The following is a 22,649-nucleotide window of genomic DNA, read 5'->3' as shown; positions in this document are numbered from 1 at the left end:
GAATGGGAATCGGTTCGAGCGGCTTTTCCGTGAAGGTGGCGAAGTTCACGCCCCGCGGCGCAGGCGGCGCGGTCCCCGCGCCCACGCGGGCAGGTTGACATCGCGGCCGAAGATCCGGATCACGTTGCGGTTGTAGCCCTTGACAACCTCTTCGTAGTAGCCCATCAATTGCTCGCCGAGCGCCTGCCAGGTCTTGTCTGCAATCGACTCGCGGGCGGTGTCCTTGAGGTCGTCGAGGCGCGCATCGTCGAGGACCCAGCCCGCCGCATCCGGCAGCTCGGCCTCGAAGGTGTCCACGTCGAGCAGCAGGCCGTTGACCCCGTGGTCGATCAAGTCGATCGGACCGCCGGCGCGCGGACCAATGGTAGGCACACCGGAGGCCTGCGCTTCCTGGATCGCCTGGCAGAAGGTCTCGAACTCGCCGGTGTGAATGAACAAGTCGAGCGACGCGTAGGCGCGCGCCAAGGACTCGCCGGAGAGTGCGCCGGTGAACACTGCGCCGGGCAGCGCTTCCTCGAGCGCTTGGCGCTCCGGACCATCGCCGACAACAACCAGTTGGATGTCTTGGTTCGCCACCAGCGGGGCGAGACGGTGCACGCTCTTCTCCGCAGCCAAACGCCCCACAAAACCAACAATCTTCTTGGACCCCGTCGGATCCCACTGGCGGCGCAGCACCTCGGAGCGGCGCGTCGGGTGGAACAGTTCCGCATCCACGCCGCGGCCCCAGTGGTTGACGTTTTTGATACCGCGCGACTCCAGCTCGCTGATCGTCGCCGAAGACGGCGCGAGCGTCATCTGGCACATGTTGTGGATCGTGCGGGTCCAGTCCCAGGCAATGTTAGCCACCATCGCCGCGTGGTATTTCGTGGCAAATCCAGCGACGTCGGTCTGATACAGCCCCACAGCAGGGATGTCGAGCTGGCGAGCAGCGAACGCACCTGCGCCACCCAGCACGAACGGGCTGGCCAGGTGGATCACGTCCGGCTTGAAATCCGCCAGCGCGGCAGCAACCGTGGTGGTGGGCACGCCGATCGGCAGCGAGTCAATCAGGGGAATCATCACCGTGGGCACGCGAACGATCTCAAACCCGAGGTAGTCCGGCACCTCTTCCTGGAAGTCACGGGCACCCGGCGCGACCACGATGGCTTCGTGGCCTTCGCGCTTGAGATGCTCGAGCACCCGGAGCACGGAGTTGGTCACTCCGTTGATGTTCGGCAAAAAGGATTCGGCCACGATTCCCACACGCATGCGTAGCATTCTTTCATCGCTGGACAAACGCTTGCCCAATCGGACGTAAAATTCACATGAATTTTGCGCGGGAGACCGCGAACCAGCCAGCCGCGGCGATCAACGTCGCCACCACAGCCACCGACCCGGCGGGCAGCAGCGAAAGGTACCACCCGCGGCCTTCGACTTTCACCAGGTCAGGGTCAGACTTGGCATACGTCACCCAGACTCGCTGCCCCTCCCCCAGGCCCGATGGGTACAACAATCCAGCGCGTGGCGCGTGGAGCTTGCCATCCTCGCCCTCGTACTCCACGGCGGTACGGTGCTGATCCACTTTGAGCACGGTGGCAATCCCGCGACCGGGGTCGGCGTGAATGTGCGCATCGTTAATCACGGGCCCGAGCACCATCGCAACAGCTCCGAGGAGGGCCGCGGTGTACAGCGCCAGCACGAGCTGCTGTAGGCGGCGACGCACCTGCATTACTTCGCCAGCCTCTGCGCAAGCGCGCGGCGAGTCGCGCGGGTTGTCGCCGCCTCCACTACGGCAATCGGGGCGGGCTCCGCTTCCAGTTCAATCAGGGCTTCGCTGAGCTCAGCCAGGGTTTCAACCTTGAGGTAGTGCGCACCATGGGCAGTCGCAAGCTTTTCGACGTCCACCCCGTGCGGGGTCCCGAAAGCCCGCTCAAATTCCTTTCGCACTGGCTCGGCACCGACTTCCAGTGCTTCGAAGATGCCGCCACCGTCATCGTTAGCCACCACAATGGTGAGATTTCCTGGGCGCGGCTCGTCGGGGCCGATGAGCAGCCCATTGATGTCGTGCAAGAAGGTGAGATCCCCCATGAGCGCAACGGCGCGCGGCGCCCGGATCTCATCCGCCCGCAGCGCCTGGGTGGCAAGGGCAATACCCACCGCCTGGGAAACGGTGCCGTCGATGCCTGCAGCACCGCGCGCGGCGTAGGTGTCAACCCCGTCAAACGGCATACCAACGAGGCTGGCGTCGCGCACCGGGTTGGAGGAGCCGAGCATGAGCGTGTCGCCGACGGCGAGCGTGTCACAGACGGCCGCGGCGACGTGGAGACCGGTGAACCCGAACTCGTCGTCCTCAAGCGCAGCGCGCACGGTTTCCGCCCCCACGTCACCGGCTGCCTCGCAGATCTTCAACCACGTATCGCTCGGCTGCCCGGTGGCGTTGACGCGCGAGCCACGCCGATCCGGTTTGCCGGTGAAGACATCGGTACGTGAGATGCCGATGACCTCAATGTCTGGATCCGCCAGCAGGGCCATCACGTCGCGGTGCAGTGTGGGATGCCCCACCACAATCACCTGCTGCGGCTTGGTCGAGGCAGCGAAGTCCCCGCCGTCGTGGGAAATGGCGACCTCGTTCTGAGCGAAGAACCGCGCGGCCAACGGATGCACCTGGTGGAACGGGGTCGGCGCGGTCGGCTCCGCAATGGTGGGCACATGTTCGAGTCCCGGCACATCCCACGCCTCATCGCCGGCGATCACCAGCGTGTCACGGCTGAGATCTACGTCGACGGCGCCGTGGTCCACCCAGGCGGGTTTCGTGTCCAGGCGGCCGGGGCCGACGCGGCGAGGAGCGCCGTGGGCCTTGGGAAGCGCATCCGGCACCAGCGGGGTGTCCAGGGCAACGTTGATGTGCACCTGGTCGTCGACGAACGAGATCGCCGCTGCGTCGTCAAGCGTGGTGACCTGCTGCGTGGCAGCGTAGCGGCCGAAGATCCCCTGCTGCCAGATTGTTTGCGAGGCACCCGTGCCAATGAGCCGCTCGGGGCGGTCCGCACTCACGACCGCGAGCGGGGTGTGAGACATGTGTGCCTCGATCAGCGCGGGGTACGCGTTGGCCACGGCTGTCCCGGACGTCATCACCACAGCCACGTGACGCCGCTGGACCCGGGCGAGCCCGAGGGCTGTGAACGCGGCCGACCGTTCGTCGATACGCATGTGCACGCGCAGATCCGTGCGAGCCAGCAACTCGTAAGCCAACGGTGAGTTGCGCGAACCTGGGCTCATCACCACATCCGTGACGTTGCGGGCGAGCGAGTCAACGACACTGTGTGCAAGGCTGTGTGCAAGCGCGTGCGAATCCATGCCTTGTGAGCCTACTGCTGCGGGAAGAGGGACTCCGCCTCCCCCACCAGCTCGTCGAGTGCGTCGCGCACATCTGACGGGAGTTCGAGATCCGGAGCTGGCGCGGGAGTTTGCGGCGGCTGCGTCACAGTCGGCTCACCCGGGGCTGGGGCCGGGGCCTGCGTCGTCTCGTCGCGGCCGAAGAGCGACGGGCGGCGGGTGGTGGTCTCAGTCGTGGTGACCACCTCGGTCGCGGTCTGCGTCACCGTGACCGGCGGCTTGTCCGCCTCCGCAGCGGCACCGCGCCAAAGGAAGAACAGCACCGTTGCCGCGGCCACGGCGATCGCGAACAGCACACCAAAGATGATGGCCGGAACGTTGTCGCGCTTTTCGGGCTCGAAGTCGGCAGGCTCCGGCGCATAGTACGGCTCGTCATAGTGGGGCTCGCTATAAGACGGCTCTTGGAGCTGCTGTTCCGGAATGTATTGCTTGGGGCGCTGCCTGCGCTGCGGCTCAGGGGCGTCGCTCTGAGAACCAAACTGGCGCGTCTCGTTATCCATGCGGAAAGGATAAACCGCCACCGTGGATTCTCTCCATCTTGATTGCACAGAAAACTTCAGATTGTGCCCATGTACTGCATGAAATCGTTCCCGCAAGTTCAACTAGATTTTAACTTAATCTCACTTTAGAGAAACCTGGGTGCGGTTGGGTGAGAACGTTCCCACTGACAGGCGTTGAAAGGGAGACATCGTGTCACCAGTCGTAATTTTCGACATCGGCGGAGTTCTCGTACCGGAAGGCACCCGAATGCAGCAGCTATTGGATCACGTGGCTGCCCTGAAGGGCGAGTTCGACCGTGAGGTATTCACGGACAGCTACTGGGCGATCCGGGACGAGTACGACCTCGGCGCGGCTGATGAACAATTTTGGCCCCCAGTCTTTCAGCGTGCAGGAATCGAATCCGATCCAACTCTGGTTGCCTCCGCGGCAGCTAAGGATGCTGAGCTGGCTTCGACCATTGCTAGGGAACCCCACCAACTGTTACTCGAGATTGCGGATGCCGGCGTGCCACTCGGAATCTTGAGCAATGCTCCACACCGGATGGCGCAAAGCGTTCGGGAAAGCGATTGGGCATCAGTCTTCGCCCACCTCGTCTTCTCGTCCGAACACGGCCTCATGAAGCCCGACAGGGCGATCTATGACCTTGCGGCGAGCCATTTTTCGGATGTGGAACCCTCCACCATTCACTTCTTCGATGACCGAGAGAGGAACATTGTCGGAGCGCATGCTGCAGGTTGGCACGGGCACCTGTGGCGTTCGGTAGATCAAGCGCGCTTTGAACTGCGATCCCTCGGCATTCTTACCAAACGTTAACTCGTAGGGGATCACACATGGCAGCTATTACTTTCGATAAAGCTACCCTTCACTACCCCGGTAACCCCCGTCCGACCATCAACAACATGGATCTAGCGATTCGCGACGGGGAGTTCGTAGCCGTCGTCGGACCTTCTGGATCTGGCAAATCAACAACTCTGCGCATGGTGGCCGGTTTGGAAAAACTGACCGGAGGCGAGATCTACATTGGCGACACCCCCGCATCCACGCTCGCGCCATCCAAGCGTGACGTAGCGATGGTGTTTCAGTCGTACGCCCTGTACCCGCACATGACTGTGGCGGAGAACATGGCCTTTGCGCTCAAGATGCAAAACGTATCCAAGGATGAGCAGCAGAAGCGAGTCGCAGAAGCATCCCGCTTGCTTGACCTCGACCAGTATCTTGAACGCCTTCCCAAAGCACTGTCCGGTGGCCAGCGACAGCGTGTGGCCATGGGCCGTGCAATCGTCCGCGACCCCCAGGTGTTCTTGATGGACGAGCCACTGTCCAACCTGGACGCCAAACTTCGTGTGTCCACCCGCGCGGAAATCAGCCAGCTGCAACGCCGCCTGAACACGACGATGTTGTACGTGACGCACGACCAGACAGAGGCCATGACCATGGCCGATCGCATCGCCGTGCTCGAAGGCGGTGACATGCAGCAGGTTGGTTCGCCCGAGGAGCTGTACCGCACGCCAGCGAATACGTTCGTCGCCACGTTCATCGGCACCCCGTCGATGAACATGATGACGGGCACGATCGAGGGCAGCGAGATCACAATTGGACACATCCGACTCCCCCTCCCGCCCCTTGCACAGCAGCCGACGTCCAATCGCGTTGTGCTTGGCATCCGCCCAGAGAATCTTGAGGTGGTGAGCGATGGTCAAGGCGATACCCGCGCCGCGGCGGAGTACGTCGAGAACTTCGGTTCCGACAAGTACGTACACGCTTCAATCGACGGTCTGAATGATCTCGGGGACTTCATTATCCGCGTGCCGAACACGTTGCGGATCGCCGCAGGAGACGCATTCGACCTGCGTTTCGATCGCGACTTCCTGCACTTGTTCGACGCTGAAACCACAGCGAGGATCAACTGATGAGTATGCAGCTGAAAGGGGCTCCCGGCCCCGAGGTCCCTCCCGTTGACGCACTCGAAGCAGCGCGGGAGAACACGGCAGGCCCGAAAGCCCCACGCCAGCGAGGAGAACTGTGGGCCTGGTTGTGCCTTCTTCCGGCGACCATTCTGTTCCTTGTTTTCGACTTCTGGCCGTTCTTCCGCGCGCTCTACCTCTCTTTCACGTCGACCGACCTATTCGGCCGACCAGCTGGCTTCACCGGGTTCGACAATTACCTCAACATGTTCTCGGACCCAACATTCCTGTCGACGTTCTCCCGCACCCTGCTGTTCACCGTGGCATCGGTGATTCTCAAGCTGGCTATCGGCCTAGCAATCGCACTGCCGCTGTCGTACCGCATGAAAGGCACCGTGTGGATGAGGCCGGTGGTGTTGATCCCGATGGCGGTCTCCACCGCAGTTGGAACCCTGGTGTTCCGCCAAATGTTCGCACCCGTTGTCGGCCTGTTCGACCAAATCTTCATGTCCTTGGGCTTCGACCAGATCGGCTGGCTGACAAGTCCTCGAATGGCGATGATCTCGGTGCTTATCACAGATGTATGGATCGGCATTTCGTTCGTCACTTTGCTCATGCTCGTCGCCATCGACGGCATTCCTGGGGAGATGGTGGAGGCAGCAAACCTTGATGGAGCAACCGGCTCTAAGTACGTCCGTCACATCATTCTGCCGAGCATCGCGCCAATGCTGCTGGTTCTTTCTGTCACGCAGGCGATGGCGGCGATGAAGGAGTTCACCATTTTCCAGGTTCTCACTGGCGGCGGACCGGGAAATTCGACCCGAACTCTGGTGCTCGACATCTACGACTTGGCCTTCGGCGGCGGCACAGCGGACTTCGCTGCCGCGTCCGCGCGTGGCATGGTCCTGTTCGTCATCATCCTCGTCCTCACGCTGATCCAGTTCAGGCTCTCGAACCGAAACAACAGGTAAGCCCCATGAACAACAACCTTCGTTCCCCCTTTACAACTGTGGTGATGTGGATCTGGTTGCTCCTGGTCTGCTTCTCCATCGCGCTGCCAATCGTGTTCGCGCTAGTTGGCTCGTTCCGGTCGTCCGGTGACATCCAAGGCGGTGTCCAGTCCTTGTTTTTCGGCGACACCATCTTCAGCAACTACCCGCGTGCCTGGGAGCAGTCTTCGATTGGCCGTCAGCTGATCAACTCCGTCATCGTGACCGTGTGCCAGACGGCAGGACAGTTCATCACTTCGGTGCTCGCTGCATATGCACTTGTCTTCGGCCGCTTGCCCGGCGCGTCGAAAGTCCTCATCTTTTTCCTGCTGCCGATGATGATCCCCGGTGAGGTTGCCGTCATTGGTAACTACCTCACGGTTCGCGGCATGGGCTTTTACGATACCGTCGTCGGCATCTTCCTGCCGTACCTCGCGTCCAGTTTCACGTTGTTCCTCTTTTATCAGGCATTCCTGGGCTTCCCCAAGGAAATCCGCGAAGCCACGATTCTGGAAGGCGTAGGACCGTTCAAATTCCTCTGGTCCTTCCTACTCCCCCTCAACCGCTCGGTCTGCATGACCGCCATCGTCACGGGTGCCATCGCCGCGTGGAACGGATACATGTGGCCGCTGTTGATCACCCAATCTGCTTCCGTTCGCACCATCCAACCTGGCATCAAGGCGCTTGCCGACGAAGCTGCTATCGACACTGGTCTCGTCCTTGCTGGCCTCATGATCGCCGTCATCCCAACCGTTCTGCTCGTCGTGTTCGGTCAGAAGTACCTGACCCGCGGCCTCACCGAAGGAGCTGTCAAGTAAATGTCCAAGAAGTTTTTCGCTCTTGCAACCGCAACCATCCTCACTGCGTCTTCTCTGACCGCTTGCGGAGGCGGTGGAGGTGACACCACCACCGCCGCCGACGGTGCCGTCGTCGTCGATTTCTGGCACTCCGCGTCGGGCGCAGCTGCGACCACCCTCGAAGAAATCGTCAGTGACTTCAATGCGGAGCACCAAGGAGAAATCGAAGTCCAGGCCTCCTACCAGGGGGGCTACGAGGATGCGATTGCCAAGTTCATTGCCTCAGTGCAAACCGGTGACCTACCGGCGCTCCTCCAGGCTTCGGACGTTCAGACTGCGTACCTGCGCGACAGCGGTGTTGCAGAACCGGCCCAGGACTTCGGAGACGACTACGACTGGGACAATCTGGTTGACGTTGTGGCGAATTACTACACCTTCGAAGACAAGGTCTATTCCATGCCGTTCATGGTGTCCCAGCCAGCGATCTACGTGAACGACACCGCTCTTGCAGAGGCAGGTTTGAGCCACGCTGACCTCGAGACCGTAGAAGGCCTCCTCGACGCGGCGGAAAAGGTTCACGAGACGACTGGACGCCCAGGTCTCACCTTCCACCAGAGCGGCTGGTACATGGAGCAGTTCCAGTCCATGACCGACCAGTTCCTTTGCACTCCGGAGAACGGCGTCGATGAGGCAGCGACCGAGTTCAATCTCACCTCGGACGAGACCGTCAAGTTGTGGGAGCGAATCGGGGACCTTTACTCAGCAGGTGTCATTCACAATCCGGGTAACGACGGCTCCGCTGCGACCGGTGCGTTCCTGTCAGAGCAAGCCGCAATCCAGCTCAACTCCTCCGGAAACTACGGCAACATCACCGAGGCGAACCCCAGCTTCGACTGGTCCATCATCGCCCTGCCCCGTGACACTGACGAAGCCGGCGCGGTCCCGGGCGGCAACTCGCTGTGGGCAATCAAGGAGGGACACTCCAAAGAAACCCAAGAAGCGGTGTGGGAGTTCATGAAGTATGTCGGTTCTGACGAGGTGCAGCAGAAAATCTTCGAGGAGACCGGTTACCTGCCCACCACCAACGGTGCCAATGACGCGCTCGCAGGTCTAACTGAGCAGCAGCAGGCCCTGGTTGATCAGCTGCAAAACACCCCAAGCAACAAGATCACCGCTGGATGCAAGACCGGTGCGTTAAACGCTGCCCGTCAGTCGTACCAAGCTGCGATGTCCTCGATTGCGAACGGCTCGAACCCGGCTACCGCACTTGAGGAAGCTCAGCAAGGTGCATCCAACGAGATCGAGTCCTACAACAAGCGTGCAGGCAACTAGGGCAATGGCGAAGTTTCCGTTGGATAGCAACCCGCAGACCTTCGAAAAGTTCACTGCCGAAGGTGTGGCGAAGCGCCACCGTGGATCCACCTTCGTTGCGCATGTTGTCCCAGACAGCCCCACCTACGAGGTGGAGAAGCGTATTCAAGACGATGTCCGCTCTCGAGGCCTGGCGGAGCATTTCGGCCTCCTCCCCCCGTCGAGCTATCACATGACTGTGTTTCCCGGCCTGAAGGACAGGGCCATCCAAGGCGAATCAGGTAAGTGGCCCGGTTGGCTGAGTGGTGTGATGGATCTGCCCACCGCAGTAAGCATGATGCGCCAGCGACTCGCCGAAGCTGACATCGCGCCCGTGCCTGATCTGCGGATGCGGCCCACCCATGTTTACGACTTGGGGGTCTCACTCACGGTTGGCTTGGAGCCGGTTGATGATCAGATGGCGAACGAGCTGCACCTGTTCCGATCGACGCTTCGCGACGTGTTGGAGATTTCAGATCCAGGTTTCGACACCTATCTGTTTCACTCGAGCCTCGGCTACCGCCTGAGCGCGCCCGAACTCACCTCCGACCTGAACGCGGAGTTGGCGGAACTTTACACAGAGTGGGTGCGGGAGATCGAGGTCTTTGACCTCGAGCGACCTGCATTCAACATTTTCAATGACATGCTGGCATTCCCGGAGGTTCTCCCCCTCTAGGCAAGATCACACTTGAGTGTGGCCTCGCGCATTCCGCGCGGCCACATTCGTTTCTAGGGTCGGCCGGCTGTCGTTCCGATGATGAGTTCGCCGCGGTACCGCTCGTTGATAACAGCTGCAGGTTCGGGGCCTTCCACAAGTTCAACAATCCTGCGAGCTGCACCGCGTCCAACCAGTTCTACTGGCTTTCTTACAGTTGTTAAGCCGAGAAGGTCGACACCGTCCATGACACCGTCCGAGCCGGTCATTGAGATGTCTTCTGGGACCCTGATGCCTAATCGTTTTGCGGCTTGGAGCAGCTGAACAAGCCTCCGGTCGAACACAGCCATGATCGCGGTGTATCCATCATCCAGTGTTTTCAGAAGCCACTGTTCAAGCTCTCGTTCGCTCATCAGGCTGGTGTAGGTCGCGTCGAACTCGATCCCCAACGCCGCTGCACGTCGTTTCTGCGCCTGAACGCGTGTCCAGGTACCCATAGTTCGGTTCATTCGAGCGTCTTGCATCATAATCTTCCGGTGGCCCAGCTTCGCGAGGTGATCAACCAGAGTTTCCCCGTGATAATCCTCGTCGTAACCGACAGAGTGGAGCGTGCCGCTCGGCTCAGGTCGACCCACGACAAGAAGGGGCACGCGCGCCGCGTACTTCTGATGCAGATCGTTCTCGACGCCCCCAACTGATACCAGCATTCCCTTGATAGGCATGCGAACGAGGTTTTCCATCGCGGATTCCTGCTCGCTGCGCGTCGAGCTCACAATTGTTTCTTGAAGTACGTGGTACCCGAGCGCGTTGAGTTCTTCGTGAAGATAACGGTTCAATTGTCCGAAGATCGGGATATCGACGGAACTGACGAACAGCCCGATTGTTGGAGCCGGCTCAGCGCGCATGAGCTGAGCAGAAAGAGCCGGAACGTAGCCCAGTTCCTCGATAGCCTGCCGCACTTTGGCGCGTGTGTCTTCTGCGACTCGTGCGTCATTTTGCATCACCCGCGACACGGTTGACTTCGACACCCCTGCGACGCTGGCTACGTCGAGGATCGTGGGTCTGCGCGGCTCGCGGGTTGGCACGACACGAATCTTAAGCTTTCGCGAGCCTAAGCGTCAGATTGACCCACTTTCATCCGTAGGACGCCGCAAGTTTGTGGGCTTAGAGCACCAGTCCGAAGACTGGGACGGCGATGAAGTAGGTCGCCAGGGAGATCAGCACGATGCCGATGAGGTTCAGCCAGATACCGCCCTTGATCATGTCGCCCATCTTTACGTAGCCGGAGGAGTAGGCGATCGCATTCGGCGGGGTCGCCACCGGGAGCATGAATGCACAGGTAGCGGCGAGCGCAACCGGGATGCACAGCAGCATCACGTTCATCTCGGTGGAGCCGGTCAGGCCAATGCCCACCGCAACACCGCCCATGATCGGCAGGAAGGTTGCCGCCGTTGCGGTGTTGGAGGTCAGCTCCGTCAGGAAGATGATCAGCGCGGAGATTGCCACGATGAGCAGGAACATCGGCAGTGTCGCCAGGCTCTTCGCGGCCTCACCGATCCACAAAGACAGACCGGTGGAAGTGAACATCGCGGACAGGGACAGGCCGCCGCCGAAGAGGAGCAGCACGTCCCACGGCATTTCGTTCGCGGTCTCCCAGTCCAGCAGCCGCTTGCCATCCTTTGCCGCGGGAATGGTGAACATCAACAGGCCGGCGATGATGCCGACGATGGCGTCGTCGTACGGGAAGCCCCAGCCGTAGCGCTCAATGCCAAGCGGGATGAAAATCCAGGACAGGGCCGCGAGCACGAAGATGATGCCCACCATGATCTGCGGGTAGGTCCACGGTCCGAGCTTGCGGATCTCCTCGTCGATGAGTTCCTTGCCGCCCGGAATTTCGTCGATCTCCGGCTTGAAGACGGTCACCAGTAGCCACCACGCGATGAAGAGGAAGATGATGGCGACCGGCATGCCCACCATCATCCAGCGGCCGAAGCCGATGGTGATGTCGTGTGCTTCCTCCATGTAGCCCTTCAACAGCGCGTTCGGCGGGGTACCAATCAGCGTGCCCAGCGAGCCAATGGAGGCGGCGTAGGCAATGGCCAGCATGAGGGCGGTGGCGAACTTCGCTTGGTTCTTCATTCCGCCGACGGTGTCCGCTGTGAGAAGCAGCACGGAGGTACCGATCGGCAGCATGACCACGGCGGTAGCGGTGTTGGACACCCACATAGACATAAATCCGGTCGCCAGCATGAAGCCCAGGATGAGACGGCGCGGAGAGGTTCCCACGATCTTGACTACGTACAACGCCAGGCGGCGGTGCAGGTTCCAGCGCTGGAGGCCAAGCGCCAAAAGGAAGCCGCCCATGAACAAGAAGATGGTCGCGGACGCGTACGGCGCACCGACATCTTTGAACTTGGCTACTCCCATAATCGGGAAGATGGCGATTGGCAGCAGCGCGGTCGCGGCGAGCGGGATCGCCTCGGTCATCCACCACACGCCCATCAGCACGGTGGTAGCGGCGACGACGCGCATCGCCTGCGAGGTGTATTCGACATCTTCCTTGGCCCCCGGTGAAGCAGCCACGGTGTCACCCGCGCCTGAAGGGAAGATGAAGTAGATGAGGATGGCGAGAGCGATACCCGCAAGCAGGCCGATGAGTTGACGGCGCCACTCTCCCGGTTCGGGACTGGGGGCAAGATCGCCGTCCGACAGTGCGGACGAATCGTGCACTACAGGAGTAGACATCGCGGCTTCCTTCTTTCACGATATTCATGGACGGCTGTACGCCGATGTCCGCCAAACTCTAAGCCTGCAAGCGTCCGCCTATAGCAAAAACGCAGAATTTGCTTCTGAACTGATATCGGCTATGCCCTTAAATGGGGGTAACACGCGCGAACCCGTTCAAACCACCAGTCGCGCCGCTCGGCCGAAGCCCGAAGTGCGTGCAGACGGTCGGCGTCGGGGGTGGTCCGAGTCAGAGTAAAGGAGCCGTCGATAAGCGAGCGCTCCGGCGCGACATCCTCAAGAAACAGCCGCTGGGTGGCAAGGCCCGCGGCGCGCGACCCGGTGAGCTTTGCCGCGACCAGCCCCGCATCAATCCCCACGGCAGTGTCCAGCGCGCTCGCTACGGTGAGCTCAAGGCCCAGCTCGGCCGCCAGCTTCAGCACATTTCGTACCCCACCAAGGGGCGCTTGCTTAACGACGCCTATTTGCGCCGCCTTGAGCTTCACCACCTGATATGGGTCCTCGGCGCGGCGAATGGACTCGTCGGCGGCGACCGGGGTGCCCACCCGCGCGCGCACTTCGGCGAGCTCCTGGACGGTGGCGCACGGTTGCTCCAGGTACTCGAGTGGGCCGTCCGCAGTGAGGGCGGCTTCGGCGGCGACGGCTTCTTCCACGCTCCAGCCTCCGTTGGCGTCGACGCGGATGCGTGCCTCGGGTTGCAGGTGGCGGAGGGTGTTGACGCGGGCGATGTCGTCGTCAAGCGACTGGCCCTTTTCTGCGACCTTGACTTTGTAGGTGCGAACGCCGGGGAAGCGTGCGAGGACCGCTTCGACCTCTTCGGGGGCGACGGCGGGGACGGTGCCGTTGACCTCGACCGTGCCGTGCGCTTCGGGCAGGCCCTCGAAGGCGGCCTCGACGCCGGCGCGCAGCCACATCGCTGCTTCGGGTGCGGCGTACTCCACGAACGGGGAGAATTCGCCCCAGCCGGCGGGGCCGTCGATGAGCAGCGCCTCGCGCGTGGTGATGCCGCGGAACCGCACGGCCATCGGCAGCGCGACGACGTGGGCGCGCTCGAGGATCTCCTCGACGGTGGGCAGCGGGTGCGGGATATGCGGTGACGGCGGTGTGGGCGGTGTGGGCATGCAGGCCAGCGTAGCGTTGGGGCCATGAGCACCGAACCTGGCAGCGAGCGCGGTGACGAGCGCGCGGACGAGCGCACTGCGTTTGCGCGCCGCCTCTTCCCCGACGGCGAGGAGCCCGATCCGCGCTTCACGCTGGCGAACGAGCGGACGTTCCTCGCGTGGACGCGCACCGCGCTCGCGTTTTTGGCGGGCGGGATCGCGCTGGCGGCGTTTGAGATCCAGGGCATGCATCCTCGGCACCAGACGGCGGTGGCTGTGCTGGTCATCCTCGGCGGGGTGGCGATTGCCGGGGGCGCGGCCGTGCGCTGGGTGCACGTGGAGCGCGCCATGCGCACGGGCAAACCGCTGCCGGTGCCAGCCATCATCCCGGTGCTGTCGCTGCTGGTGTTCGTGGCGCTGGCGATCACTATCGTGCTGATCGTGGTGTAGGAGGTTTGCCGTGCACGCTGATCCGGGGCTGCAGCCTGAGCGCACGTCGATGTCGTGGACGCGCACTGCCGTGGCCATGCTGGTGGTTTCGCTGATCTTGCTGCGCTGGGCGCACGTGTTCGGACCGTGGGTGATTGCGCTGATCGTGTTGACGCTGGTCGCCGCGGTGTACGTGGTGTTGTCCAACCGCGCGGCGTACATGCGCGAGGTGGCCGGGATCGAGCACGAGCGGGTGGATCCGGCGATCGGGCGGATCTTCGCTATGACCGCGACGGTGTTTCTGCTCGGGGTGGGATCGTTGGTGCTGGTGTTGCTGCACTAGGCCTCGCGTGCGCCGCTGGATCCCATTCGCCGGTTGACGTTGTAGACCTCAACAGTTTTGGCGCCACACCAGTCACACCCCACCTGGGCTTTTACCTCGGCGCTTTGCTTGAGGTCTACAACGTTGAGGTCTACAACGCCACTACCATCGGTCTGCATGAGCGAGCAGCAGCAGTACTCCACCGCGCAGCCCTTCGACGCCTCCCAGTGGCGCAGCGTCGAGGGGTTCGACTTCACGGACATCACCTACCACCGCCACGTAGGCGAGACCCGCGCCGACGGCATCGTCCGCATCGCGTTTGACCGCCCCGAGGTGCGCAACGCGTTTCGCCCCCACACCGTCGACGAGCTCTACCAGGCGCTCGACCACGCCCGGCGCGACCCGTCGATAGGCACTGTCCTGCTCACCGGCAACGGCCCGAGCAAGAAGGACGGCGGCTGGGCGTTTTGCTCCGGCGGCGACCAGCGCATTCGCGGGCGCTCCGGCTACCAGTACGCTGGCGGTGAGACCGCAGAGACGGTTGACGAAGCCCGCGTGAAGGCCGAGGGCGGGCGCCTGCACATCCTCGAAGTGCAGCGCCTGATCCGCACCATGCCGAAGGTGGTCATCGCCGTGGTCAACGGCTGGGCAGCCGGCGGCGGGCACTCCCTGCACGTGGTGTGCGACATGACTATCGCCTCGCGCCAGGAGGCCCGCTTCAAGCAGACGGATGCCGACGTCGGCTCCTTCGACGCCGGCTACGGCTCCGCCTACCTGGCCAAGATGGTCGGCCAGAAGTTCGCGCGCGAAATCTTCTTCCTCGGCCGCACCTACACCGCCGAAGACATGCAGCGCATGGGCGCTGTGAATATCGTCGCGGATCACGGCGAACTCGAAGCGGAAGCCATCCAGGCCGCCCGCGAGATCAACACCAAGTCCCCCACCGCCCAGCGCATGCTCAAGTTCGCTTTCAATTTGCTTGACGACGGCCTCGTGGGCCAGCAAGTCTTCGCCGGCGAAGCCACCCGCCTGGCATACATGACGGACGAAGCAGTCGAGGGCCGCGACTCCTTCCTGGAGAAGCGGCCCCCGAACTGGGATCAGTTCCCGTACTACTACTAGCTGGAGCTGAGCGTCACTGGGAGCTTGGCACCCGGAATCAGCGACTCAATGAACGAGCCGAGTGCCTTGAACCAGGTTTCGAACATCGCGAGCACCGGGTGCTTCGGCGGTGCAGGCTGAGTGGTTTCCGGCTCGGGCACGACGAAGTCAGCCGGGAAGTAGAGCTCGCCCAACCCCTTGTGGCACTCGCTGGGCGCGGTGGTGAGCTGGTCGGCGTAGCTTCGCTCAAGCTCGTTGATCGCGCGCCCGTAGTAGGTGTTGTTGAAGTTGAAGACGAACGCGGTGCGCTGCGGCTCATCGATCGGCAGTCCGCGCGCCACGGTTTCACCGGTGTTGCCCACTACCACGCCGTCGCGCTTGCTGTGGCGCAGGTAGCCGCGGTCGATGCCGATGACGTACTGCGCCGAAAGCGGCATCTGCTTCAGGTAGGCCTGGTCCTGGATTTGCGTGCCCTGCTTGCTGTCGAGGTAGTTGTCCGCCGTCGTCGGATGCATACCCACTGAGACGAGCTTTGCCTTTGCTGCTTCGCGTGCACGGTCCTTGCCTGCGAGTGTCTCCGGCGTGGACTTGCTGCCGCTGGCCTGGCCGAGCGCGAGTGTGCGGTCGTCGTTGAGGAACTGGCGCACGTTCGGGTCGTCGACGTACGCGTCACCGTGCGCCTTCGCACCCGGGTATGCGGCCTCCAGCGCCTCAGCACGGGCAACCTCGTGCCCTGCCAACGTGAGCGTCTTGGCCACCGCCTCAGCTTTCTGCGCACCAACGCGTTCCGGCTCGGTGAGGGTGATGCGACATTGCAGGCCGCCGTTTTGATCGGTTTCGGGAGTGAGGGTTGCAGCGGATGCGGGGGTGACAAGGGCAAGAGTGGCGGCGACGGCGACCGCAGGAGCGATCACTTTCTTCATCGGAGGACTCCTAAGGCTGCGATAGGTCAAAACTGTGGAATCACCCCTAGTATCGTCACAATCACCCCAGCTGTTTCGCCGCGCAGCGTCCTGGATCGGTTCAGCGCTCCTCGGACGGGTCACCTTCGCGGCGCACGAACTCCGCAAAACCGGGCGCGGTGAACTCGACATAGCCGTGAGCCGGGGCGTCGATAAGCCCTTTGTCCATGAGCGAGCGGCGCACCATCGAGATCGACTGAGTGGTGCGCCCCATGCGCTCCGCGATCTCGCCGCGTCGCGCGGGCGATCCCCCGTCGGCGGCCATCGCGCTCATGAATTCCTGCTCTAACGGGGTGGCCTTCATCCAGCGGGAGCGGAAGAAGATGCGCTGCACCTCGCGGAACTGGCTGTTCGCTTCCGACACGTGCGAGCCGCCGATCACCTCGCCGGCGTCGGGGTAGCCGGCGGCTTTCCATGCTTCGTCGCCAATCACCTGCAAAAAGTAGGGGTATCCCGCCGCAAGCGCCAACGCCTTGTCCAGCGCCTCCGGCGTCCAATGCACGCCGCGCGCCAGCGCCGGCTCCTCCAGTGCAGCCCGCGAGGATTCCGGGTCGAGGTTCTCCAGCTGCCGGTATCGGAAGCGCTCGGCAAAGCTCACCGCGTCCGTGATCACATCCTGGCTGTGGGTCAGGCCGGCGCAGAACGTCATCAATGGCAGACCAGGGGCCTCGGATTGCAGGTGCTGCCACGCATAAGCTAAAGCGCGCAGGCCGTTGGCATCGGCGGCCTGGATTTCGTCGACAAGCAAGACTAGCCCTGGATCACCTGCACCTTCTGCTGCTTCCTGGAGTGCTTGCTGCACGACGCGCCCGAGGCTGCTCATCTCGACCGTCGGCGCGTCGGCGTCGCTGGTGACTTTGACCCCGGCGACGGTGACCGAGAGGTTGCGCAGGATGTTGGCGAGCTCCTCGCGCGCGGTGTCTTGCCAGTCGCGCGAGAGCGTGTCCAACGCTTCTACGAGCGCGCCGATAAACGGGCCGTCGCCGGCGGTGATCCAGCACGAAGCGAACCCGAGGCTGCGCGCGTCGTTCTCAATCGTGCGCAGCAGGCTGGTCTTGCCCACCCCGCGCGAGCCGACGAAAATCTCCAACCGGCCTTTGAGCTCAGGGAATTCTTTCATGAAGGCCAGGTCGCGGCGGGCATCGCGAAGCAGTGCCTCGCGCCCGTAGACCACGGGTGCGACACTGCCGGGGGTGTATGGGCTGCGCTGCATGCCACCCTTTATAGCAGTTTATATTTGCCCAATGTATACAAAGGGCTGTTTGCTTATCGACGGAGAGGTGCGATGCCCTTTAGCGCCCTCCCCGCTCCCGCCCACGCCGCGGCGAGCAACACCACCCCGGCGATGAATGCGATGGCGAAGCGGACGGTGGTGTCGGCGACCTCCGGCCACGCTGGCACCGCAAGGATCCACAGCGGCGTGGAAGCGAGGACATCGCCGCCGATGGTCACCGAGAAGATCGTCCACACGATCGTGGCCGCCAGCGCCCAGGCAACACCGAAGCGCGCGGTGACGATCAGCGCGAACAGCGCAAGCGCACCCGTGGTCAGCACGGCGAGCACGAACCGGCGCGCCTCGTCATCGGGTGCTCCCCCGCCGGTGGCCGCTGCGGCTGCTGCCACGAGTGCCACCACCGCAAGCACCCAAGTTCGCAGCGCGGTGAGGGTCATTGGGTGCTCAATCTGCATCAACGCCCAGGCGGGGCGCAGACGGGGCCAAATGAGCGTGGGCAGCACCCCGGCACCGACCGGCAGGAGCGCATAGCTGTCCAGTGCGTGGCGCACCTCCGCTGGGTAGCGAATGGCAAACACCATGACCAGCACGGTGAGCGCGAGCGCGGCAACGAGAGCTGGTGTGAGCGCGGCGCGATGGATGCCGCGCAGCGCCGCGCCGAATCCCACATGGGTGGGACGCGCGACTGCGGGGCCAGTTGCTTTTGGGGCGCTCACCTGGTGGGTCTCGGGTTTGCGGCGCAGGCGCACCGTGCGCGGTTCCATAAGCACCGCGCAGGCAAACCCAGCCGCGGCGAGGAGGAGGCAGAGCCCAAGCGCTGGCAGCGGCGACTCCCCGTACATGGGCGAGCCCGGTTCAAGCGGCAGCAAGTTGAACTGTTTGCCCATCGCCGGCAGCACTAACCGCAGCGGCCACGCGGCCGGGTTGAACCACCACCAGTCACGGTCGACGAAGAATCCCAGACCCAGGTTGCACACTGCGGCGATGCCGATGGTCGGTAGCACCCCGATGCGGCGGCTCACACCGGCGGCCAGCCCGGCCGCGCCGAGCGCCCCAACCCAGGCGAAGAGGCCGGCGAGCGCAACCTGGGACGAACCCTCGTAGCCGAGCAGTAGTGCCACCACCCACGTCACGCCGAAGACGAGCAGGTAGAACACCGCGAGTGCTGCCCAAACGATGAGCAGACGAACGGCGCGCGTCGCCCGCGCAGACACCGGGCGCCACGCGGTGCCGCCGGAGCGGGCCGTGCGCTCCCGCGCTTCAGCCGAACCCGCGAACAACGCAGCCAGCGGCGCTGCCATGCCGGTGATCAGCAACCCGTGCCAGTTCATCAGGTCGCTCGCTGTCTCCACTTGGAAGCCCATCCCGAAGACGGTGAACACGCACCCGAGCAGAAGTCCCGCGAACGCCAACCACCACAGCGTCGATCCGCGCGCCCTGATCCACTCGGCTCGCACATATTGCTTAGTGTCCGTCACCGCGCCTCACCACCCTGCTCGGCCTGGCCGCCCTGCACAGCTTGCCCAGCCTGCCCCGTGGTGAGCCGGAAGAAAGACTCCTCCAGGTTCGGCCCCAGCGCAGCAAGCTCCCCGGCGAATCGCACGCCGCCACCGGCGATCACGGTGGCGTCGTCGGCAAGGTGCAAGACCTCACCGAGCTGGTGCGAACTCACCAGCACCGTGCGCCCGGCGCGCGCGTACTCACGCAGATACGTGCGCAGGTGCGCGATGCCCTCCGGGTCGAGGCCGTTTTGTGGCTCGTCCAACACCAGCACGTCGGGCTCGCCAATCAGCGCCTGCGCGAGCGCAAGCCGGCCCTTCATGCCGGTGGAAAACGTCGACGCCTTCTTCTTCCCAGCGCCGCCCAGCCCCACGAGCTCCAGCACGCGATCGGCCTCCGAATCCGGCAAGCCCAACAGCGTCGTATGCACCCGAAGGTTTTTGCGCGCACTTAAGTGCCCGTAAAACGCAGGGTCGTTAATCGACGCGCCCACATGCCGCAGCCGCTCGCGCCGAAACGGCTCCCCCATCAGCGTCACGGTCCCCGCGTCGGGTTTCAGCAGCCCGAGCAGCACCGACATCAGCGTCGATTTGCCCGCACCGTTCGGCCCGAGCAGCGCATGCACGTGCCCGGGGATGGTGGCCAGGGAAACGTCGTGTAGTACTTGCTGCGCGCCGAACGCGACGGAGACGCCCTCGCAGGCGAGTTGGGATGGTCGAAGTTCCATGCCCCACATCGTCGCGACCACCCGTCGCGAACAGATCCGACCCAGGGACGAAACCGGTTCCTCCCCTAGGAGGAAATCCCGGCGCGCTGCGCAATCAGCACCAGCGCAATCCGGTCGCGCGCCCCAAGCTTCGCCAGCAGGCTCGACACGTGCGTCTTCACCGTCGTCTCCGCAATGAACAGCGCCTGCGCAATCTCCGCGTTCGTCGCCCCCGCACCGAGCTCCGCCAGCACCTCCAGCTCGCGCCCGGTCAGCAGCCCGAGGCCCTGCCGCTCGAAGTCAGAAAGGACATTGTGCTTATCGACGCCGCCACGCACCCACTCCAAAACCTTCCCCGTCACCCCGCTGGCCAGCACGGATTCACCGCGGGCTACAGTGCGCACCGCGTCTGCGAGCACATCTGGATCCGCGTCTTTGAGTAAGAACCCGTGCACGCCCGCTTCGATGGAGGCTTGGACCAAGGCGTCGTCGTCAAACGTGGTGAGCATGATGACTTTGGGCCCGAGCGGCATGATCGCCTTCGCGGCCGCGATGCCGTCCATCACCGGCATGCGGATATCCAGCACGGCGACGTCGATTGTGAATTCGCGTGCCTGCTCCACCGCTTCGGCACCGTTCTGGGCGGTGGCGACAACGTCGATGTCCGGCTGCGCTCCGAGGACTGTGGCGAGGGCTGAAAGCAGGAGCGGTTGATCGTCGGCAAGCAAAATGCGCAACTTAAACCCCCAGGACTGCTCGGACGGTGAAGGTGTCGCCTTGTTGTACCACCTCGAGGGTGCCGCCGGTGCTTGCGGCCCGCTCGCGCAAGCCCTCGAGCCCGATGCCCGCTCCGGTCCGCGGGGCGATGGCCCCCTGGGAAGTGACCGTAGCTTCGAGCGCCTCGTCGAGCGGGGTGAGCGTGACGCGCACCTGCGGATTCACCTGGTGGCGCGCGGCGTTAGTGACGGCTTCGGTGACGATGCGGTTGGCGGCCAAGCCGGTCACCGCGGGCACCTGGACGTGCTGAGGCGCCTGGTACTCCACCTGCACCCCTGCCTCGCGGAAGCGTTGCAGGGTGGCCGGAAGTTCCGCGATGCCCGCGGTCGGTGCGAAGTCGGGGTTGTCCCCGCGCAAACCCCGCACCAGCATGCGGATGTCGCCGAGCGCTTCGGAGGCGACGGCGCGAATCTGCTCGAGCGATTCGCGCTCCTGATTCGCTGTAAGCCCCGCGTTCGCCTGCACCTTGATCAAGGTGAGCGTGTGGCCGAGCAGATCGTGGATCTCGCGGGCGATGGCAAGGCGTTCCTCCTCGCGGACCATGAGCAGGCGTTCTTCGCGAGCCTTCGCCTCCCGCTGGCGCGCTGCCTCTGCGGCAGCGTCCTCCGCCGCAAGGTTCGCGGCGAGCAGGTACGCCACCGCAACCACCGCCCAGTGCATGACCAGCATGAGTCCGGCGTCCCAGCCGTGGCGGTAGAACAGTACAAGGCGCTCGTCCCAGGTCCACATGAAGGGTGAGATCACCGACCAGGCGAGCGCCGCCACCGTCACCGCGACCACCGCAGGGCCGCGGCGGAAGCGACGGGCAACGAAGACTGCCAGCGGCACCGTAGCCACCCACACCGTGTAGCCGATGTTCACCGGTGCGAGCATCCACACCGCCGACCACGCGGCATTGCCGGCAACGAGCAGCACGGCGGTAAACAGGGGTTTCGTGCGCAACATCGCCAGCGCAGCAACAAAACCCCAGGCAAGCGCCGCCTGCGCCCAGCCGGATGCGTCGCCAGGTTTGGTGATGGCATCCACGGTGTACAACGCGGCGAGAACAGCGCCGAACGCAGCGAGGACGAGGTCACCGGATTTCAACTGCACGTCAATTTATAGAGAATCGGAGGATTCTTCGCGGATAAACTCCGCAAACCCAGGAGCCGTGAATTCGAGGTAGCCGTGACTGGTTGCGTCGATGAGCCCTTTATCTAGCAGCGACCGTCGTGCCATGCTGATGTCGTTGGTGCTGCGGCCCATCTCATCAGCAATGGCTCCGCGCCGTACTGGCCCTTCCCCGTGCGCTGCCATCGCTCGGAGGAACTGGGACTCTGCAGGAGTCGCTTTTTGCCACCTCGCGCGGAAGAAGGACTGCCGAGTGTCATCAAACCCACTGATCGCGCCTGCTACTTGCTTCGGCTCGATAAGCGTTCCGGGCCCTGGATGGCCCGCCGCTTGCCAGGTTTCGTCCCCCACAACCTGAATAAAGAACGGGTAGCCTCCGGCGAGGTCCAGCGCAGCCACCAACGCATCTTCGCTCCACGTAACCCCTTTTTGCGCTGCGGGTGAGCGCAGTGCCTGCTCCGCATCCTGACGGGACAGATTTTGCAGGTGCTGGTATTTGAACCGCTCCGCGAAACTCACTGCGTCAGTAATCACGTCCTGTGAGTGGCTCAAACCTGCGGTATACGCCGCCATCGGTAAATCTCTGTGCTCAGATTGCATCTGCTGCCATGCGTAGGCCAGCGCTTTAAGACCCTCCGGATCAGCACTTTGGATCTCATCAATCAGAATCACCAACCCGTGACTTCGAGATTGCGCTTCCTCACCCGCGGCAACCAAGACCCGTTGCAAGCGCCTTCCTTGGCTTGAAGCCGGTGCCCCTGCCGCTCCGGCTTCACCACCGAACGACACAGGCCCGAGTTGCACTTCTTTTAACGATTCGATCAAAGACAGCAACAGTGGCCCGTCTCCGGCAGTGACAAAGACCGTCTGAAAGCCCAACCGCCCCACCCGCTCAGCATCTGCTTGCGCAGCGCGAAGCAAACTCGTCTTGCCCACTCCACGTGGGCCCGCGAACACCCGGATCCGTCCGGCAAAGCGCGGCTCAACCGTCATGAATGCAAGGTCGCGTCGAATCCCCTCGAGGATCGGCTCACGCCCGTACACCTCTTCGGCCACCTCACCAGGCGTGTAGGGACTCATCTGCATGCGTCT

23 protein-coding genes are annotated in these 22,649 nt (G+C 63.3%); 9 read left to right on the top strand and 14 right to left on the bottom strand.

The window, feature by feature from the left end; all coding sequences use genetic code 11:
- Positions 1-45: 45 nt before the first annotated feature.
- The 4 genes from CGLAU_RS01530 to CGLAU_RS01515 are packed head-to-tail and all read right to left on the bottom strand — an operon-like array spanning position 46 to position 3,875.
- A complete protein-coding gene (locus tag CGLAU_RS01530; protein ID WP_095659171.1) occupies positions 46-1,248 on the bottom strand; it encodes a glycosyltransferase family 4 protein in 1,203 nt (400 codons plus the stop codon).
- Between the two features lie 52 nt (positions 1,249-1,300).
- A complete protein-coding gene (locus CGLAU_RS01525; RefSeq protein WP_232507148.1) occupies positions 1,301-1,708 on the bottom strand; it encodes a DUF3592 domain-containing protein in 408 nt (135 codons plus the stop codon).
- Positions 1,708-3,336, bottom strand: a complete 1,629-nt coding sequence (menD, locus tag CGLAU_RS01520) for a 2-succinyl-5-enolpyruvyl-6-hydroxy-3-cyclohexene-1-carboxylic-acid synthase (RefSeq protein ID WP_095659170.1) — start codon at positions 3,334-3,336, stop codon at positions 1,708-1,710. Before menD ends, CGLAU_RS01525 begins: the two co-directional genes overlap by 1 nt.
- Before the next feature lie 11 nt (positions 3,337-3,347).
- Positions 3,348-3,875, bottom strand: a complete 528-nt coding sequence (locus tag CGLAU_RS01515; protein ID WP_095659169.1) for a hypothetical protein — start codon at positions 3,873-3,875, stop codon at positions 3,348-3,350.
- 190 nt (positions 3,876-4,065) lie between these two features.
- Here CGLAU_RS01515 and CGLAU_RS01510 point away from each other — a divergent pair, with 190 nt between their 5' ends.
- From CGLAU_RS01510 to CGLAU_RS01485, 6 genes are read left to right on the top strand one after another with little or no spacing between them, the layout of a single operon-like run.
- Positions 4,066-4,689, top strand: a complete 624-nt coding sequence (locus tag CGLAU_RS01510) for an HAD-IA family hydrolase (protein WP_157731228.1) — start codon at positions 4,066-4,068, stop codon at positions 4,687-4,689.
- A 17-nt stretch (positions 4,690-4,706) separates the two neighbouring features.
- Positions 4,707-5,786, top strand: a complete 1,080-nt coding sequence (locus tag CGLAU_RS01505; RefSeq protein WP_095659167.1) for an ABC transporter ATP-binding protein — start codon at positions 4,707-4,709, stop codon at positions 5,784-5,786.
- Positions 5,786-6,751, top strand: a complete 966-nt coding sequence (locus CGLAU_RS01500) for a carbohydrate ABC transporter permease (RefSeq protein WP_232507147.1) — start codon at positions 5,786-5,788, stop codon at positions 6,749-6,751. The genes CGLAU_RS01505 and CGLAU_RS01500 overlap by 1 nt, the downstream gene beginning before the upstream one ends.
- A gap of 5 nt (positions 6,752-6,756) precedes the next feature.
- A complete protein-coding gene (locus CGLAU_RS01495; RefSeq protein WP_095659166.1) occupies positions 6,757-7,587 on the top strand; it encodes a carbohydrate ABC transporter permease in 831 nt (276 codons plus the stop codon).
- Positions 7,588-8,898, top strand: a complete 1,311-nt coding sequence (locus tag CGLAU_RS01490) for an ABC transporter substrate-binding protein (protein WP_095659165.1) — start codon at positions 7,588-7,590, stop codon at positions 8,896-8,898.
- Between the two features lie 4 nt (positions 8,899-8,902).
- Positions 8,903-9,592 carry a DUF1868 domain-containing protein gene (locus CGLAU_RS01485; protein ID WP_095659164.1) on the top strand — a complete coding sequence of 230 codons (690 nt, stop codon included), beginning with the start codon at positions 8,903-8,905 and terminating at the stop codon, positions 9,590-9,592.
- A gap of 53 nt (positions 9,593-9,645) precedes the next feature.
- Here the strand turns inward: CGLAU_RS01485 and CGLAU_RS01480 are convergent, their stop codons facing one another.
- The 3 genes from CGLAU_RS01480 to CGLAU_RS01470 form a co-directional block, all read right to left on the bottom strand.
- Positions 9,646-10,656: a LacI family DNA-binding transcriptional regulator gene (locus CGLAU_RS01480; RefSeq protein ID WP_095659163.1), complete on the bottom strand. Its 1,011-nt coding sequence runs from the start codon at positions 10,654-10,656 to the stop codon at positions 9,646-9,648.
- Positions 10,657-10,735: 79 nt separating this feature from the next.
- On the bottom strand, positions 10,736-12,316 hold the full coding sequence (locus tag CGLAU_RS01475) for an SLC13 family permease (protein ID WP_095659162.1): 1,581 nt from the start codon (positions 12,314-12,316) through the stop codon (positions 10,736-10,738).
- A gap of 119 nt (positions 12,317-12,435) precedes the next feature.
- Positions 12,436-13,437: an o-succinylbenzoate synthase gene (locus CGLAU_RS01470; RefSeq protein WP_198304972.1), complete on the bottom strand. Its 1,002-nt coding sequence runs from the start codon at positions 13,435-13,437 to the stop codon at positions 12,436-12,438.
- Between the two features lie 24 nt (positions 13,438-13,461).
- Here CGLAU_RS01470 and CGLAU_RS01465 point away from each other — a divergent pair, with 24 nt between their 5' ends.
- The 3 genes from CGLAU_RS01465 (at position 13,462) to CGLAU_RS01455 (ending at position 15,289) form a co-directional block, all read left to right on the top strand.
- The gene (locus CGLAU_RS01465; RefSeq protein WP_095659161.1) at positions 13,462-13,866 is read left to right on the top strand and encodes a YidH family protein; all 405 of its coding nucleotides are present in this window, start codon (positions 13,462-13,464) and stop codon (positions 13,864-13,866) included.
- A 10-nt stretch (positions 13,867-13,876) separates the two neighbouring features.
- The gene (locus tag CGLAU_RS01460) at positions 13,877-14,188 is read left to right on the top strand and encodes a DUF202 domain-containing protein (RefSeq protein WP_095659160.1); all 312 of its coding nucleotides are present in this window, start codon (positions 13,877-13,879) and stop codon (positions 14,186-14,188) included.
- Between the two features lie 156 nt (positions 14,189-14,344).
- On the top strand, positions 14,345-15,289 hold the full coding sequence (locus CGLAU_RS01455) for a 1,4-dihydroxy-2-naphthoyl-CoA synthase (RefSeq protein ID WP_095659159.1): 945 nt from the start codon (positions 14,345-14,347) through the stop codon (positions 15,287-15,289).
- On the opposite strand, the gene CGLAU_RS01450 is transcribed toward CGLAU_RS01455, so the two are convergent.
- The 7 genes from CGLAU_RS01450 to CGLAU_RS01420 form a co-directional block, all read right to left on the bottom strand.
- Positions 15,286-16,191: a hypothetical protein gene (locus CGLAU_RS01450; protein WP_095659158.1), complete on the bottom strand. Its 906-nt coding sequence runs from the start codon at positions 16,189-16,191 to the stop codon at positions 15,286-15,288. The two genes, CGLAU_RS01455 and CGLAU_RS01450, sit on opposite strands and share 4 nt — an antisense overlap.
- A gap of 100 nt (positions 16,192-16,291) precedes the next feature.
- Positions 16,292-17,443 carry an AAA family ATPase gene (locus CGLAU_RS01445; protein WP_095659157.1) on the bottom strand — a complete coding sequence of 384 codons (1,152 nt, stop codon included), beginning with the start codon at positions 17,441-17,443 and terminating at the stop codon, positions 16,292-16,294.
- A gap of 53 nt (positions 17,444-17,496) precedes the next feature.
- Positions 17,497-18,942 (bottom strand): ABC-2 family transporter permease, encoded by a 1,446-nt coding sequence (locus CGLAU_RS12450; RefSeq protein ID WP_095659156.1) that lies wholly within the window; start codon positions 18,940-18,942, stop codon positions 17,497-17,499.
- The gene (locus CGLAU_RS01435) at positions 18,939-19,691 is read right to left on the bottom strand and encodes an ATP-binding cassette domain-containing protein (RefSeq protein ID WP_095659155.1); all 753 of its coding nucleotides are present in this window, start codon (positions 19,689-19,691) and stop codon (positions 18,939-18,941) included. Before CGLAU_RS01435 ends, CGLAU_RS12450 begins: the two co-directional genes overlap by 4 nt.
- 65 nt (positions 19,692-19,756) lie before the next feature.
- On the bottom strand, positions 19,757-20,407 hold the full coding sequence (locus CGLAU_RS01430; RefSeq protein ID WP_095659154.1) for a response regulator transcription factor: 651 nt from the start codon (positions 20,405-20,407) through the stop codon (positions 19,757-19,759).
- Position 20,408: 1 nt separating this feature from the next.
- Positions 20,409-21,539, bottom strand: coding sequence for a sensor histidine kinase (locus CGLAU_RS01425; RefSeq protein ID WP_095659153.1), 1,131 nt, complete (start codon positions 21,537-21,539; stop codon positions 20,409-20,411).
- Positions 21,540-21,545: 6 nt separating this feature from the next.
- Positions 21,546-22,613, bottom strand: coding sequence for an ATP-binding protein (locus tag CGLAU_RS01420; protein WP_198304970.1), 1,068 nt, complete (start codon positions 22,611-22,613; stop codon positions 21,546-21,548).
- Between the last annotated feature and the right edge of the window lie 36 nt (positions 22,614-22,649).

The organism is Corynebacterium glaucum (genome assembly GCF_002287505.1).
Taxonomy (GTDB): domain Bacteria; phylum Actinomycetota; class Actinomycetes; order Mycobacteriales; family Mycobacteriaceae; genus Corynebacterium; species Corynebacterium glaucum.
This window is presented reverse-complemented; position numbering and strand designations above follow the sequence as displayed.

What these genes read in the sequence shown, in the direction of transcription:
- CGLAU_RS01530 (WP_095659171.1), bottom strand. Translation starts at nt 1,248, where the DNA reads ATGCGTGTGGGAATCGTGGCCGAATCCTTTTTGCCGAACATCAACGGA.
- CGLAU_RS01525 (WP_232507148.1), bottom strand. Translation starts at nt 1,708, where the DNA reads ATGCAGGTGCGTCGCCGCCTACAGCAGCTCGTGCTGGCGCTGTACACC.
- menD (WP_095659170.1), bottom strand. Translation starts at nt 3,336, where the DNA reads ATGGATTCGCACGCGCTTGCACACAGCCTTGCACACAGTGTCGTTGAC.
- CGLAU_RS01515 (WP_095659169.1), bottom strand. Translation starts at nt 3,875, where the DNA reads ATGGATAACGAGACGCGCCAGTTTGGTTCTCAGAGCGACGCCCCTGAG.
- CGLAU_RS01505 (WP_095659167.1), top strand. Translation starts at nt 4,707, where the DNA reads ATGGCAGCTATTACTTTCGATAAAGCTACCCTTCACTACCCCGGTAAC.
- CGLAU_RS01500 (WP_232507147.1), top strand. Translation starts at nt 5,786, where the DNA reads ATGAGTATGCAGCTGAAAGGGGCTCCCGGCCCCGAGGTCCCTCCCGTT.
- CGLAU_RS01495 (WP_095659166.1), top strand. Translation starts at nt 6,757, where the DNA reads ATGAACAACAACCTTCGTTCCCCCTTTACAACTGTGGTGATGTGGATC.
- CGLAU_RS01490 (WP_095659165.1), top strand. Translation starts at nt 7,588, where the DNA reads ATGTCCAAGAAGTTTTTCGCTCTTGCAACCGCAACCATCCTCACTGCG.
- CGLAU_RS01485 (WP_095659164.1), top strand. Translation starts at nt 8,903, where the DNA reads ATGGCGAAGTTTCCGTTGGATAGCAACCCGCAGACCTTCGAAAAGTTC.
- CGLAU_RS01475 (WP_095659162.1), bottom strand. Translation starts at nt 12,316, where the DNA reads ATGTCTACTCCTGTAGTGCACGATTCGTCCGCACTGTCGGACGGCGAT.
- CGLAU_RS01470 (WP_198304972.1), bottom strand. Translation starts at nt 13,437, where the DNA reads ATGCCCACACCGCCCACACCGCCGTCACCGCATATCCCGCACCCGCTG.
- CGLAU_RS01465 (WP_095659161.1), top strand. Translation starts at nt 13,462, where the DNA reads ATGAGCACCGAACCTGGCAGCGAGCGCGGTGACGAGCGCGCGGACGAG.
- CGLAU_RS01455 (WP_095659159.1), top strand. Translation starts at nt 14,345, where the DNA reads ATGAGCGAGCAGCAGCAGTACTCCACCGCGCAGCCCTTCGACGCCTCC.
- CGLAU_RS01450 (WP_095659158.1), bottom strand. Translation starts at nt 16,191, where the DNA reads ATGAAGAAAGTGATCGCTCCTGCGGTCGCCGTCGCCGCCACTCTTGCC.
- CGLAU_RS01445 (WP_095659157.1), bottom strand. Translation starts at nt 17,443, where the DNA reads ATGCAGCGCAGCCCATACACCCCCGGCAGTGTCGCACCCGTGGTCTAC.
- CGLAU_RS01435 (WP_095659155.1), bottom strand. Translation starts at nt 19,691, where the DNA reads ATGGAACTTCGACCATCCCAACTCGCCTGCGAGGGCGTCTCCGTCGCG.